General features: G+C 72.4%; 14 protein-coding genes. 6 read left to right on the top strand and 8 right to left on the bottom strand.

Features of this window, described 5'->3' with window-relative positions; genetic code table 11:
• Positions 1 to 49 precede the first annotated feature (49 nt).
• From AB4Y76_RS03330 to AB4Y76_RS03320, 3 genes are read right to left on the bottom strand one after another with little or no spacing between them, the layout of a single operon-like run.
• Positions 50 to 913: an ATP-binding cassette domain-containing protein gene (locus AB4Y76_RS03330; RefSeq protein ID WP_441922109.1), complete on the bottom strand. Its 864-nt coding sequence runs from the start codon at positions 911 to 913 to the stop codon at positions 50 to 52.
• Positions 910 to 1,731 carry an anti-sigma factor family protein gene (locus AB4Y76_RS03325; protein ID WP_441922107.1) on the bottom strand — a complete coding sequence of 274 codons (822 nt, stop codon included), beginning with the start codon at positions 1,729 to 1,731 and terminating at the stop codon, positions 910 to 912. Before AB4Y76_RS03325 ends, AB4Y76_RS03330 begins: the two co-directional genes overlap by 4 nt.
• Positions 1,728 to 2,312, bottom strand: a complete 585-nt coding sequence (locus AB4Y76_RS03320; RefSeq protein WP_441922105.1) for an RNA polymerase sigma factor — start codon at positions 2,310 to 2,312, stop codon at positions 1,728 to 1,730. The genes AB4Y76_RS03325 and AB4Y76_RS03320 overlap by 4 nt, the downstream gene beginning before the upstream one ends.
• A gap of 389 nt (positions 2,313 to 2,701) precedes the next feature.
• On the opposite strand from AB4Y76_RS03320, the gene AB4Y76_RS03315 reads away from it, so the two are divergent.
• The 3 genes from AB4Y76_RS03315 to AB4Y76_RS03305 are packed head-to-tail and all read left to right on the top strand — an operon-like array spanning position 2,702 to position 6,366.
• Positions 2,702 to 4,285, top strand: a complete 1,584-nt coding sequence (locus tag AB4Y76_RS03315; protein WP_441922103.1) for an MDR family MFS transporter — start codon at positions 2,702 to 2,704, stop codon at positions 4,283 to 4,285.
• 1 nt (position 4,286) lies between these two features.
• Entirely contained in the window at positions 4,287 to 4,733 is a 447-nt protein-coding gene (locus tag AB4Y76_RS03310; RefSeq protein ID WP_441922101.1) for a MarR family winged helix-turn-helix transcriptional regulator, read from the top strand.
• A 43-nt stretch (positions 4,734 to 4,776) separates the two neighbouring features.
• Complete coding sequence (locus tag AB4Y76_RS03305) at positions 4,777 to 6,366, top strand: GAF domain-containing sensor histidine kinase (RefSeq protein ID WP_441922099.1); 1,590 nt, start codon at positions 4,777 to 4,779, stop codon at positions 6,364 to 6,366.
• A gap of 44 nt (positions 6,367 to 6,410) precedes the next feature.
• Here the strand turns inward: AB4Y76_RS03305 and AB4Y76_RS03300 are convergent, their stop codons facing one another.
• Complete coding sequence (locus AB4Y76_RS03300) at positions 6,411 to 7,061, bottom strand: O-methyltransferase (protein WP_441922419.1); 651 nt, start codon at positions 7,059 to 7,061, stop codon at positions 6,411 to 6,413.
• A gap of 246 nt (positions 7,062 to 7,307) precedes the next feature.
• Here AB4Y76_RS03300 and sigE point away from each other — a divergent pair, with 246 nt between their 5' ends.
• From sigE to AB4Y76_RS03285, 3 genes are read left to right on the top strand one after another with little or no spacing between them, the layout of a single operon-like run.
• Positions 7,308 to 7,898 carry an RNA polymerase sigma factor SigE gene (gene sigE, locus AB4Y76_RS03295; protein WP_441922097.1) on the top strand — a complete coding sequence of 197 codons (591 nt, stop codon included), beginning with the start codon at positions 7,308 to 7,310 and terminating at the stop codon, positions 7,896 to 7,898.
• A gap of 10 nt (positions 7,899 to 7,908) precedes the next feature.
• Positions 7,909 to 8,409, top strand: a complete 501-nt coding sequence (locus tag AB4Y76_RS03290; RefSeq protein WP_441922095.1) for a zf-HC2 domain-containing protein — start codon at positions 7,909 to 7,911, stop codon at positions 8,407 to 8,409.
• A 4-nt stretch (positions 8,410 to 8,413) separates the two neighbouring features.
• Positions 8,414 to 9,823: a S1C family serine protease gene (locus AB4Y76_RS03285; RefSeq protein WP_441922093.1), complete on the top strand. Its 1,410-nt coding sequence runs from the start codon at positions 8,414 to 8,416 to the stop codon at positions 9,821 to 9,823.
• 11 nt (positions 9,824 to 9,834) lie between these two features.
• Here the strand turns inward: AB4Y76_RS03285 and AB4Y76_RS03280 are convergent, their stop codons facing one another.
• The 4 genes from AB4Y76_RS03280 to AB4Y76_RS03265 are packed head-to-tail and all read right to left on the bottom strand — an operon-like array spanning position 9,835 to position 13,292.
• Positions 9,835 to 10,161 (bottom strand): sec-independent translocase, encoded by a 327-nt coding sequence (locus AB4Y76_RS03280; protein ID WP_441922092.1) that lies wholly within the window; start codon positions 10,159 to 10,161, stop codon positions 9,835 to 9,837.
• A gap of 52 nt (positions 10,162 to 10,213) precedes the next feature.
• A complete protein-coding gene (locus tag AB4Y76_RS03275) occupies positions 10,214 to 11,377 on the bottom strand; it encodes an Mrp/NBP35 family ATP-binding protein (RefSeq protein WP_441922090.1) in 1,164 nt (387 codons plus the stop codon).
• Positions 11,378 to 11,398: 21 nt separating this feature from the next.
• Positions 11,399 to 12,040, bottom strand: a complete 642-nt coding sequence (locus AB4Y76_RS03270) for a DUF1003 domain-containing protein (protein WP_441922088.1) — start codon at positions 12,038 to 12,040, stop codon at positions 11,399 to 11,401.
• Between the two features lie 4 nt (positions 12,041 to 12,044).
• Positions 12,045 to 13,292 carry a magnesium transporter MgtE N-terminal domain-containing protein gene (locus tag AB4Y76_RS03265; RefSeq protein WP_441922086.1) on the bottom strand — a complete coding sequence of 416 codons (1,248 nt, stop codon included), beginning with the start codon at positions 13,290 to 13,292 and terminating at the stop codon, positions 12,045 to 12,047.
• Between the last annotated feature and the right edge of the window lie 20 nt (positions 13,293 to 13,312).

The raw sequence follows: 13,312 nt of genomic DNA, 5'->3' as shown, positions 1-13,312 counted from the left end.
GAAGCGTGCGTTGCAGTCATGACGTGTCTCCTGGTGTTGGGATCATCGGTCAGGGCAGGGCAGCCGGAGCATGGGTCCCGAGCATGAGGAGGTAGGCGTCCTCGAGGGTCGGCTCGGCGGCCTCCGAGCCGGCCGGACGCGGTCCGCCGACGACGCGGTGGTGGCCGGTGCCCGTGCGCCAGGTGGCGACGCCGGTGTCGGAGGCCGAGTCGCAGAGCCAGACCTGACCCTCCGCCGAGCGGACCAGGTCGAGGACCGAGCCGTCGAAACGCACCTCGCCGGCGGCGAGGACGACGACGCGCTCGCACAGCGCGGCCACGTCCTCGGTCTGGTGGGTCGAGAGCAGCACCGCGGACTCCGCGGCGATCGCCGACAACGTCTGGCGCAGGCTCGCCCGCTGCGCCGGGTCGAGCCCGGTGGTCGGTTCGTCCAGGACCAGGATGCGGGGGTCGCCGATGAGCGCCTGGGCCAGCGCCACCCGGCGCCGCTGTCCGCCGGAGAGCCGGACGACGCGCTTGGTGCTGCACTCGGTCAGTCCGACCAGGTCGATCACCCGGCGGACCTCGCGGGTCCGCGCGGCCTGCTGGTTCCACTCCTTCAGCACGGCGAGGTAGTCGAGGAAGCCGAAGGTGGTCATGTCGCTCGGGAAGCCCAGCTCCTGCGGCAGGTAGCCGAGCGTGCGGCGGGTCTCGGTGAGCGCCTCGTGCGAGGAGTGCGGGTCCCGGCCGTCCAGCAGCACCTCGCCCGCGTCGGGCGCGATCGAGGTGGCCACGATCCGCAGCAGGGTGGTCTTGCCGGCGCCGTTCGGCCCGAGCAGCCCGGTGACGCCCCGTCCGAGGGACAGGTCGACACCGGCCAGGGCGGTGGTGGCGCCGTAGCGCTTGCGCACGCCGGACAGCGAGATCGCGTTCACAGTGCCGCTCCGATCTTCCGGGTCGCCCGGGACCGGGCGACCAGCACGCCGCACGCGACGAGGGCGAGCGCGAGCAGGCCGAGCTGGCGGCCGGTCTCCACCGGCCAGGTCGGCGGGTGGAACCGGACCGAGAGCGCGACGGTCGCACTCCAGCTGATCGCGACGGCGCCCGCGGCCGCGCGCGGGCCGATGAACGACGCCAGCGCCAGCAGCACCGGGACCAGGGTGAGCGCGGGCCCGAGCCACGCGGCCGCGACCCACTTCGGGCCGGGCAGTGCCAGCCCGAGCAGGACCGCGACCGGGAGGCAGGTCACCAGGACGCCGAGTGCACGCACCAGGATCAGGCGGGTGCGCCCGTACGGCGAGGTCACGATCAGGGTCTCCAGCGAGTCGGTGGCGGCGTTGTACGACGCCGCCACCCCGATCACCGGGATGAGCGGAGCGACCAGCAGGAACGGCCAGAGCGTGCTGCCGTCACTCAGCCTGGTCGCCAGGAACGCGAACCCCAGCGCGACGAAGCTGGCCGACAGCCAGGCCGTGCGGAGCGAGGCGGACGCTGCCAGCAGCACCGACAGGGAGTCGGAGAGCCCGAGCCGCCGGGCGAGCCGGATGGCGGACGGCTGCGGTGGCCGTTCCATCCCGCTGCGGACCCGGTCCCAGCCGGCGGTGAGCGCGGCCGGGTCGACCACGGCGCCGATCCGGGTCCGGCATGCGGCGCAGACGAGCAGGTGCTGCTCGACCGAGGCGCCCTCGAGCGCGTCCAGTGCCCCGTCGACGTAGGCGGTCAGCAGGTGCTCGCCGGTGTGCCAGGTCGTCATCGCCATCCCTCCAGCGGTGTCGTCGCGACGGATCGGCGCAGCTGCGCCTTGGCCCGGTGCAACCGGGTCTTCACGGTGTTCTCCCGGACGCCGAGGAGGCGGCCGGCCTCCTTGGTGGTCAGCCCGTCCAGGACGACGGCCTGGACGACGGAGCGGAACTCGGGGGAGAGCCGGCGCAGCGCACCGGCGAGGTCGCCGTACTCGACACCGAGCAGCACCTGCTCCTCGGCAGCGGGGACGGAGTGGTCCACCTGGCCGTCCCAGTCCGGGAGCAGCAGCACGTCCTTGCGGCGGCGCAGCCGCGAGACCATCCGGCGGAAGGCGATCCCCCAGAGCCAGCCCGCGACCTCGCCGTCGCCGCGCCAGCTGCCGGCCTCCCGCCACGCGGCGAGGAAGGTGTCCTGGACGACGTCGAGCACGACCTCGCGGTCGTTGCAGCGGCGGGTGAGGCGGGCGACCAGCCAGGGCGCGTGCCGGTCGTAGAGCGTCCGGAGCGCTCCGCTGTCGCCGTCGGCCGCCGCACGGACCAGCGCGGCGTCGTCACGCTGGTCCGTGGTGGTCCCCGGCTGGAGATTGCCCATGACCTCACTGTCGCACCGGGGAACCGGGATGGTTCCCGGCCGCGGATCGGTCTAGCCCGCGGGATGGATTAACCCGTTGTCGGGCGGCCGGAGGCGACGTAATCTCGTCGTACACGGGAAAGGAGGTGGTCCACAGAATGAGTTCTTCTAGGACGCGTGAGGTGGCTGCGAGCTAGCAGCAACCCGGCCCCCTTTGCGTGGGGCGACGCCGGCGGCTGCCGGCGTAAACCAATCGCAGCCACCCGACCCGCAGGCGAACCGGTAGTCCACCGGCCAGGGCCCCTCGAGGCCCACGCCTGCGGGTCGCTGCGTTCCCCGGCCTCCACCCCGCCGGTGATCCACCTCACCAATAGTTGCAACTAGCAACTAGATGGTTGCACAATACAACTATGACTCAGACCGCCCTGCCGGCGGAGACCACCGGCCAGATGTCCCACCGCGAGATCATGGAGGCCCTCTCCGGACTCCTGCTCGCCATGTTCGTCGCGATGCTGTCCAGCACCGTCGTCTCCAACGCGCTCCCGCGCATCGTGACCGACCTCCACGGCAGCCAGTCCGGCTACACCTGGGTCGTGGTGGCCACGCTGCTCACCATGACCGCCTCGACCCCGATCTGGGGCAAGCTGTCCGACCTCTTCAACAAGAAGGTGCTCGTCCAGTCGGCGCTGGTCATCTACGTGGTCGGCTCGCTGATCGCCGCGACCGCGCCGTCGATGGGCGTGCTCATCGGTGCCCGCGCCTTCCAGGGGCTCGGCGTCGGCGGCCTGACCGCGCTGGTCCAGGTCGTCATCGCCACGATGGTGCCGCCGCGCGAGCGCGGCCGGTACTCCGGCTACATCGGCGCGGTCTTCGCGATCGCGACCGTCAGCGGCCCGCTGATCGGCGGCGTCCTGGTCGACCTGCCCGGACTGGGCTGGCGGTCCTGCTTCTACGTCGGCATCCCGATCGCGCTGATCGCCTTCATCGTGCTGCAGAAGACCCTGCACCTGCCCGTCGTACGCCGCGAGGTGAACATCGACTTCCTCGGCGCGGGCCTCATCGTCGCCGGTGTCTCCACCCTGCTGATCTGGGTCTCGCTGGCCGGCAACGAGTTCGCCTGGGGCTCGACCACCAGCTGGGAGCTGGTCACCCTCGGGGTTGCCCTGCTCGGTGCCGCGGTCTTCGTCGAGGCGAAGATCGCCAAGGAGCCGATCATCCCGATCCACCTCTTCCGCGACCGGACCACGAGCCTGTCGGTGATCGCCAGCGTCTTCGTCGGCATCGCCATGTTCGGCGCCACCGTCTACCTCTCGCAGTACTTCCAGATCGCCCGCGGGATGAGCCCGACGCACGCCGGCCTGATGTCGATCGCGATGGTCGGCGGCCTGCTCGTCTCCAGCATCGTCAGCGGCCGGATCATCACCCGCACCGGCCGGTGGAAGGGCTTCCTGGTCGGCGGCATGGTCCTGGTCGTCGCCGGGCTCGCGCTGCTGAGCACCATCGACGAGACGACCTCCCTGGTCGTCGTCGGCGGCTTCATGGCCGTCCTCGGCGTCGGTCTCGGGGCGACGATGCAGAACCTCATCCTGGCGGTGCAGAACAACACCGCGCCGGAGGAGATGGGCGCGGCGAGCTCGCTGGTCGCGTTCTTCCGGTCGATGGGCGGTTCCGTCGGCGTCTCGGCCCTGGGCGCGCTGCTGAGCGCGCAGGTCGCGGACAAGGTGACCTCCGGCCTGACCCGGATCGGCATCCACCCGGACGCCTCCCAGAGCCACCAGATCCCGAACCTCTCCGCGATGCCCGGCCCGGTGCGGGCGATCTTCGAGCACGCCTTCGGTGCCTCCACCGGCGAGCTGTTCCTGGTGGCCACGCCGTTCGCCGTCGCGGCCCTGGTCGCGGTCCTCTTCATCCGCGAGGTGCCGCTGCGCACTACGCTCGACGCGCCGTCCGCCGGGGCGGCCGAGCAGCTCGACGAGACGGTGACGGTGGGATGAGATGAACGCGGAGACCCGCGACGAGGCGATGCGGACTCTCGAGCACGAGATCGGCATCCTGCTGCGCCGGGTCCGGCGCGGGATCGCCGAGCGGGCCGCGATGATCCACCCCGAGCTGAACGCGACGTCGTACTCGCTGCTGCTGACGCTGGCCGACCACGGTCCGCGGCGGGCCGGCGAGCTGGCGGAGACGTTCGCGCTCGACAAGGGCTCGGTCAGCCGGCTGGTCCACCAGCTCCTCGAGCTCGGGCTGATCGAGCGGAACCCGGACCCGCACGACGGCCGCGCCTCGATCCTCGCGGTCACCGCGCTGGCCCGGACCCGGCTCGCCGAGATGGCGGAGTGGCGCCGCGACGTGCTGGACGCCCGGCTGCACGGCTGGGACCCCGCCGAGGTCCGCGCCCTGGCCGACGGCCTCGCCCGCTTCAACGAGACGCTGGCGGACTGAGCCGACCTGTCCGCCGGTGGCCGGCGTCACTACGCTGGGCCGGGTGAGCGAGACGTCGAAGGCGCGCGTCGACGTCGACTCCCAGGACGTCATCGACGCGCTGCTGCGGATCACCCAGGACCTCGACCTCCGCGGGTCGCTGGACCGGCTGGTGGCGACGTGCTGCGACCTCACCGGCGCCCGGTACGGCGTCCTCGGGCTGCTCGACGAGTCCGGGACCCTCGCCGACTTCGTCATCCACGGCCTCGACGACGAGCAGATGGCCCTGGTCGGGGCGCTGCCGACGAGCCACGGGATCCTCGGGCTGCTGGTCGACGACCCGCGGCCGCTCCGGCTCGGCGACCTCGGTGAGCACGCGCAGGCGCTCGGCTTCCCGGCCCACCACCCGCCGATGAAGACGTTCCTCGGCGTGCCGGTCCGGGTGGGGGCCGACGTCCTCGGCAACCTCTACCTGACCGAGAAGGCCGACGGCGCCGACTTCACCGAGCGCGACGAGGCCCTGGTGGTGATCCTGGCCCAGCTCGCCGGCTTCGTGATCGGCACCGCGCGCACGCAGCTGCTCGGGGAACAGCGCCGGGAGTGGCTGGCCGCCAGCCTGGCCCTGTCGCACGCGCTCGAGGACTCCGACGACGTCCCCGGGGCGTTGCGGCGGGTCGCTTCCGGCCTCTGCGAGGTCGCCGGCGCGCTCCTGGTCGCCGTGATCGGGACCGAGGGCGAGGAGGTGCTCATCGAGCACTGCAGTCCGGGCGGTCGGCGGGTCCGCATCTCCGAGTCGTCCCTGGCCGCCGCCCGGCAGCAGTCCGACGCCCTGGTCGTCGAGGCGGTGGCCACCGGCGAGCTCCGGGTCGGGCAGGCGGTCGGCCGCACCGTCGTGGTCGTCCCGCTGCCGTCCCGGCTGGTCCCGGGGCGTTCGCTGATCGTGCTGCTGGACGACTCCGGCGGCGGGGTCACCGACGCCTGGACCGCGCTGCTCCGTGCGTACGCCGACCAGGCGGCCCTCGCCCTCGACCGCACCCAGGGGCTGTTCGAGCGGCAGGAGCACATGCTCGTCGCCGACCGGGACCGGATCGCCCGCGACCTGCACGACTCGGTCATCCAGCGGATCTTCGCGGCCGCACTACAGCTGCAGGGGCTGCGCCGGCAGGTGCTGGTGGACGAGGTGAAGGTGCGGCTGGAGGAGATCGTCGTGGAGCTGAACACCACCATCCGCGACATCCGGTCGACGATCTTCGAGCTGCAGCGGGTCGACGGCTCCTCGCTGAAGAGCGAGATCCGGGCGCTGGCCAAGGAGTACGTCCCCGTCCTCGGCTTCACGCCGTTCGTGCGGCTCCGCGGCGAGGTCGAGAGCGAGGTGCCGGGCCCGGTGGCCGAGCACCTGGTCGCCACTCTGCGGGAGGCGCTGTCCAACGTGGCCCGGCACGCCGACGCCGACGCGTGCGTGGTCGAGGTCGACGTCGCCGACGGCCGGCTGACGCTGCGGGTCTCCGACAACGGCCGCGGCATCCCGGACGCGCGCAGCGAGAGCGGCCTGCGCAACGTGCGCCGCCGCGCCACCGACCTGGGCGGCCGGTTCGCGATCACCTCGGAGGAGCCGCACGGGACGCTGCTGGAGTGGCAGGTCCCGCTCGCCTGAGCTCACGCCACCTGGGTGTCGAGCCAGGTGCCGCGCTTGGACGCTCAGGCTTCGGGGAGCCAGACCTTCTTCGCCAACAGCAGACCGTCGCCCACCGGCAGCAGCACCGGGACCAGCGACTCGTTCTCGGCGACCGCGCGGCCGAGCTCGCGGATCGCGACGGTGTCGGGGTCGCGCTGCGCCGGGTCGGCGACCCGGTCGTGCCAGAGCGCGTTGTCGAAGACCACGACGCCGCCGGGACGGAGCAGCCGGAGTGCCTCGGTCAGGTAGTCCGGGTACTCCTGCTTGTCGCCGTCGGCGAAGACGATGTCGTAGTGCCCGTCGGTCAGCCGGGGGAGGACCTCCAGCGCGGCGCCCGGGATCAGGCGGGCGCGCTGGGACGCGATGCCGGCCTCGGTGAAGGTCTCCTTGGCGAGCCGCTGGTGCTCGGCCTCGGTGTCGACCGAGGTCAGGACGCCGTCCGGGCGCATGCCGCGGAGCAGCCAGAGCCCGGAGACGCCGGTCCCGGTGCCGATCTCGACCACGGCGCGGGCGTCGAGCACGGAGGCGAGGAAGCGCAGCGCGGCGCCGCCCCCGGAGCCGATCGGCGCGACACCGACCTCCTCGGCGCGGGCGCGCGCGTTCGCGAGGACCTCGTCCTCGGCGACGTACTGCTCCGACCAGGTCCAGCTCGCGGGCTTGGGTGCGGTGACGATGGTGGGCCTCCTCGTGACTTTGGGGGAGCGTACCGCCGCCGGACGTGGTCGTCGCGGGGGCGCGCCCCGGGAACAGTTCGGCGGCCCCGGGCGTTCACCCCACGTGGAGCGTGCCGAACCGGCCGGTGCCGATTGGCAGCCGCCCCTCAGGGCGGTCTCAGCCGTCTCTCAAGTTCTGTTCCTAGCGTGGAGGTCCGCAGGTTGATCGTCCGTCGTACCGATCCGCGCAGGAACAAGGAGTCCGCCGTGAGCGAGTCCACCACCGAAGCCGTCCAGGCCGGTGTTCCGTCCTGGGACGAGATCGTCGAGCAGCACTCCGCGCGCGTCTACCGGCTGGCCTACCGGCTCACCGGCAACGCCCACGACGCCGAGGACCTCACCCAGGAGGTCTTCGTCCGGGTCTTCCGCTCGCTGCACACCTACACCCCCGGCACGTTCGAGGGCTGGCTGCACCGGATCACGACGAACCTCTTCCTCGACGCGGCCCGCCGGAAGAGCCGGATCCGGTTCGACGCGCTGCCCGAGGACGCCGACAACCGGCTGCCGAGCGCCGTCCCCACGCCGGACCTGGCGTACGTGAACCAGATGTTCGACGCCGACGTCGAGGCCGCGCTCGCGGCGCTGCCGCCGGACTTCCGCGCGGCCGTCGTGCTCTGCGACGTCGAGGGCCTCAGCTACGAGGAGATCGCCGACGTGCTCGGCGTGAAGATGGGCACCGTCCGATCCCGCATCCACCGCGGCCGCGCCCTGCTCCGCAACGCGCTCGCGCACCGCGCGCCCAGCGCCGGCCGGGTCCGGGTCTCCGGTCCCCGTCTCGCGGGGCACGCCGTCCGGTGAGGGGGGCCCGGTGATCATCAAGCTGCACGGCCACATCGGGTCGCACGCGTCCGCGCTCGTCGACGGCCAGCTGTCCGCCGCGGACGAGGAGCGCGCCTGGAACCACGTCCTCGGCTGCCCCGGCTGCCGCCGGCTGGTCGAGCGGGAGGGCTGGGTCAAGCGGCGCGTGGCCGGACTGAACGGACCCGTCGGCGCGGAGGCCGCGCTGACCGCCCCTGCCGGCCTGATCGGCAACCTGTACGACGTCGACGCGTGGGCCGTCGTCGACGAGATCGAGCGCCGATCCACCCGGCGCCGTACCTCGGCCGCACTGGTCGGGGCAGGCTCGGTCGGCATCGCCGTGCTGGCGATGGTCGCGATCAGCTCCCCGCCCGCAGGGCGGGGGGAGGTCCCGGGCCGCGGACCCGTCGTGGGTCCGGCGAGGATCAGCCAGTCCCCGGCGCGGGACGAGCCGGGGACCGGGCTGACCGCCGACGTCGACGACGCCGCTTTCGGCCGTACGTCAAGATAGGTCCGTGAGCGACACCGAGAACAACGACCCGGGCACTGAGCCGACGACCCCGCTGCCGGCCCCGGAGCCCACGGCCGAGCTGCCGGCCGAGCCCGCTGCGTTCACCCCGCCGACGCCTCCGACCCCTCCGTCGGCCGCCTACCCCCAGTACCAGCAGTACCCGGAGGCGCCCGCGGTCGAGGCCGCCCCGGCCTACCCGCCCGCCTCTCCGGCGTACGGGCAGCCCGGCAGCGGCTACGTCCCGCCGCCCGTGCAGCCGCCGGTCACCACCCCGGCCTCCGACCAGGCCTCCACCCAGGCCTCCACCCAGGCCTCCGAGCCGAGCCGCGGCCGTCTGCCCGGCTGGACCTGGCCGCTGATCAGCGCGCTCGCGCTCGTCCTCGGCGTCGTCGGCGGCGTCGTCGGCGCCCAGCTCGTCTCCGGCGACGACAGCACCGGCTCCGCGGGCGTGCTCAAGGTCGAGCGCCGGACGGCGGCCCCGCTGCCCGCCGACAACGCCAGCGTCGCGTCGGTCGCGTCGAAGGTGCTGCCGAGCACGGTCCAGATCGTCGCCGAGTACAAGGGCAAGGCCCAGGGCGCGACCGGTTCCGGCTTCGTCTTCGACAAGCAGGGCCACGTCATCACGAACAACCACGTCGTCGCCGAGGCCGCCTCCGACGACGGCCCGATCGACGTGATCGACCAGGACGGCCGGCACATGTCGGCCAAGGTGGTCGGGCGCAGCGCCGTCTACGACATCGCGGTGCTCCAGGTGGACGGCGCCGAGTCGATCGAGCCCGCCGCCATCGGGTCGGCCGACCAGATGCACGTCGGCGAGACCGTCGTCGCGTTCGGCTCGCCGCTGGGGCTCTCGGCCACGGTGACCAGCGGGATCATCAGCGCGGTCAACCGGCCGGTGACCACCGGCGACGGCTCCGACTCCTCCTACATCAACGCGGTGCAGACCGACGCCGCGATCAACCCCGGCAACTCCGGTGGCCCGCTGGTGAACCTCCAGGGAGAGGTCATCGGCGTGAACTCGGCGATCGCCTCGCTCGGCTCGTCGTCGACCTCCGACGAGGGCGGCAACATCGGCGTCGGCTTCGCCATCCCGATCGAGCAGGTCCAGGTCACCACCGACCAGATCCTGCGCACCGGCAAGGCGCTCTACCCCGTGATCGGCGCGAACGTGAAGGGGACGGCGAAGCTCGACGGGGCGACCGTGGAGAGCATCGGCGCCGGGAGCCCCGCCAGCAAGTCCGACCTCAAGGTCGGCGACCTGATCACCAAGGTCGACGGTCAGCCGGTCTCCGGCTCCAGCGACGTCGTCGTCGCCGTCCGCTCCCACCAGCCCGGCGAGAAGGTGAAGCTGACCGTCAAGCGCGGCGGCAAGACCATCACGATCGAGGTCGGCCTAGAGGCCAAGGTCGGCTGACGGGGCTACCTCTACGTGGCGTCGATGTCGTACGGCGGCTGCTCGTCGGGGCCCAGGACGTCCAGCGACGGCACCGGCTTGGAGACCGACTCGTCGTCCATGCCCTCCAGGACGTGCTTGCGGATCATCTCGCGGGGGTCCAGGTCGCTCAGCTTGAGGTCGGCGAACTCCGGGCCCAGCTCGTTGCGGAGGTCGGTCTGCGCCGACTGGGCGAACTGGCGGAGCTGGCGCACCATCCGGCCCGCCTGGCGGGCGTAGTCCGGCAGCCGGTCAGGCCCGAACACGATGATCCCCACGACGAGGATCACCGCCACCTCCGGCAGACCGATTCCGAACATGTCGCGAGTCTAGGAGGGCAGGCCGAAACCGGTCAGGCTTCCGGTCCCGGTCTCAGAACTTCGAGCTCGGCGTCAGGCCGAGCTGCATGCCCGCGAGACCGCGGCCGCGGCCGGCGAGCCTGGTCCCGATCGCGGTGAGCGACCTCGCCGCTGCGGACGTCGGGTCGGCCTCCACGACCGGCTTGCCGGCGTCCCCGCCCTCGCGCAGCGAGACGTCGATCGGGATCTCGCCGAGCACCGGCACGTCGTACCCGAAGCGCTGGCTCAGGGTCTCGGCGACCCGGGCGCCACCGCCGGAGCCGAAGATCTCCAGGCGGTGCTCGGTGCCCTCCTCGGCGCAGTGCGGGCAGGGCAGGAAGCTCATGTTCTCGATCACGCCGATGACCCGCTGGTGCATCATCGAGGCCATCGTGCCGGCGCGCTCGGCGACCTCGGCGGCTGCCTCCTGCGGGGTCGTGACCACGATGACCTCGGCGTTCGGCAGGTGCTGGCCCAGCGAGATGGCGATGTCGCCGGTGCCCGGCGGAAGGTCGAGCAGGAGGGCGTCCAGGTCGCCCCAGTAGACGTCGGCGAGCATCTGGACCAGGGCCCGGTCGAGCATCGGTCCGCGCCAGGCGACGACCTGGTCGCGGCGCGGCTTCAGCATGCCGATCGAGATCACCGAGACGCCGCTCGCGGTCGGCACCGGCATGATCAGGTCGTCGACCTGGGTCGGCCGGGTGTCCGCGACGCCGAGCATCGCCGGCACCGAGTGGCCGTAGATGTCCGCGTCGACGACGCCGACCTTGAGGCCCTGCGCGGCGAGGGAGAGCGCCAGGTTGACGGTCACCGAGGACTTGCCGACGCCGCCCTTGCCGGAGGCGATCGCGTACACCTTGGTCAGCGAGTCCGGCTTCGCGAACGGGATGTCCCGGCTCGCCTGGCCGCCGCTGAGGACCTCCTTGAGGCCGGCCCGCTGCTCGGCGGTCATCACGCCCAGCTCCAGGTCGACCGCCGTCACGCCGGCGACCTGGCCGACGGCGGCGTTCACGTCACGGGTGATGGTGTCCTTGAGCGGGCATCCGGCCACGGTCAGCAGCACCTTGACGTCCACCTTGCCGGTGTCGTCGATCTCGACGGACTCGACCATGCCGAGCTCGGTGATGGGGCGCTTGATCTCCGGGTCTTGCACGGTGGCCAGGGCGGCCTGGATCTGCTCGAGGACAGGGGAACTCATGCGGTCCAGGGTACGTGCTGGCTAGGCGCCGTCCGACCGCTGCCCGGCTCCCGGGCCATGACCCTGGTCACCCTCGTCGCCGTCGATCGCGGCGTCCTGCTCACGCTGGTCGAGCTCGCTGAGCAGCCCGCGCAGCTCCGAGCGCAGGAAGTCGCGGGTGGCGACCTCGCCGAGCGCCATCCGCAGCGACGCGACCTCGCGGGCCAGGAACTCCATGTCGGCGTGCGCCCGGGCGTTCGCCTGCCGGTCCTGCTCGTTCACGACCCGGTCGCGGACCTCCTGCCGGTTCTGCGCGAGCAGGATCAGCGGGGCGGCGTACGACGCCTGCAGGCTGAGCATCAGGGTCAGGAAGATGAACGGGTAGTCGTCGAACCGCAGGTCCTGGGGCGCGAGGACGTTCCAGCCGACCCAGAACACCACGAACAGGGTCATGTAGATCAGGAACCGAGCGGTCCCCATGAACCGGGCGAACTGCTCCGCGAACCGGCCGAACCTGTCGGTGTCGGCGTTCGACCGGCGCGCCACCGTGCGGCCGAACGCGGTCCGCCGCAGCTCGGTGGGCACGTCCAGCCGGGCGCGCGGTCGGTCCTCGCCCGGCTTGTCGACCTTCTTCTCCGGCTTCCGGTCCGGCTTGCGGACCTCCGGCCTCTTCTCCGGCGTCATCGGCTCACCCCCGTCCCGGCTTCCGGTCCCGCCAGCCCTCGGGCAGCAGGTGGTCCAGCAGGTCGTCGACGGTCACGGTGCCGAGCAGCCGGCCCTCGTCGTCGACGACCGGCGCCGCGACCAGGTTGTAGGTGGCGAGGAAGACCGCGACGTCCTCCAGGCTCGCGTCTGCGTGCAGGTAGTCGATGCTCGTGTCCAGCACGCCGGCGACCAGCTCGCTGGGCGGCTCGCGCAGCAGCCGCTGGATGTGCGCGATCCCGAGGAGCTTCCCGGTGGGGGTCTCCATCGGCGGGCGGCAGACGTAGACGAGCGCGGCCAGCGACGGCGTCAGGTCCTCGTTGCGGACCCGGGCGAGCGCCTCGGCCACGGTCGCGTCCGGCGGCAGGATCACCGGCTCGGGCGTCATCATGCCGCCCGCGGTCTCCTCGCCGTACTCCATCAGCCGGCGGACGTCCTCGGCCTCGGCCGGCTCCATCAGCTCCAGCAGGTGGGCGGCCGTCTCCGGCGGCAGGTCGTTGATCAGGTCGGCGGCGTCGTCGGGCGACATCTCCTCCAGCACGTCGGCGGCGCGCTCGTGGCTGAGGTGCTCGAGGATCTCGACCTGGTCCTCCTCGGGCAGCTCCTCGATGACCTCGGCGAGCCGCTCGTCGTCCATCGCGGCGACGACCTCGCTGCGGCGGTCGCGCGGGAGCGCGTGGATCACGTTGGCCGCGTCGGCCGCCTTGAGGTCGGCGAGCGAGGCGATCAGGTGGGTGGCGCCCTGTCCGGCCTCGCGACGGGCCAGGCCCTCGACGTCGTCCCACTCCACGACGTGGGTCTGGCCGCGGCGGCGGAACCCCTTGCTGCCCTCCTGGAGCGCGACCCGGGAGAGCACCCAGTCGCGGGTCCGGGCCTGCTCCATCGCCACGTCGAAGACGACGCCCTCGACACCACTGGACTTCACCCGGACCTTGCGGTCGAGCATCTGGCCGATCACCAGGGTCTCGGTGGTGCGGAGCTCGAAGCGGCGCATGTTGAGCAGGCCGGTGGTCATCACCTGGCCGGAGTCGATCGCGGTCACCCGGGTCATCGGCGCGAAGATCTGCCGGCGGCCGAACACCTCGATCACCAGGCCCACCACCCGGGGCTGGCGGACCTCCGCGCGGAGCACCACGACGACGTCGCGGACCTTGCCCACCTGGTCACCCTGCGGGTCGAACACCGGCAGCCCGGCGAGGCGTGCCGCGAAGACGCGGGTCGGTGTCGTGCTCACGCGCGGAGCCTATCGAGTGC

This window comes from Marmoricola sp. RAF53 (assembly GCF_052114005.1).
In the GTDB taxonomy this organism is placed as follows: domain Bacteria; phylum Actinomycetota; class Actinomycetes; order Propionibacteriales; family Nocardioidaceae; genus Marmoricola.
This window is presented reverse-complemented; position numbering and strand designations above follow the sequence as displayed.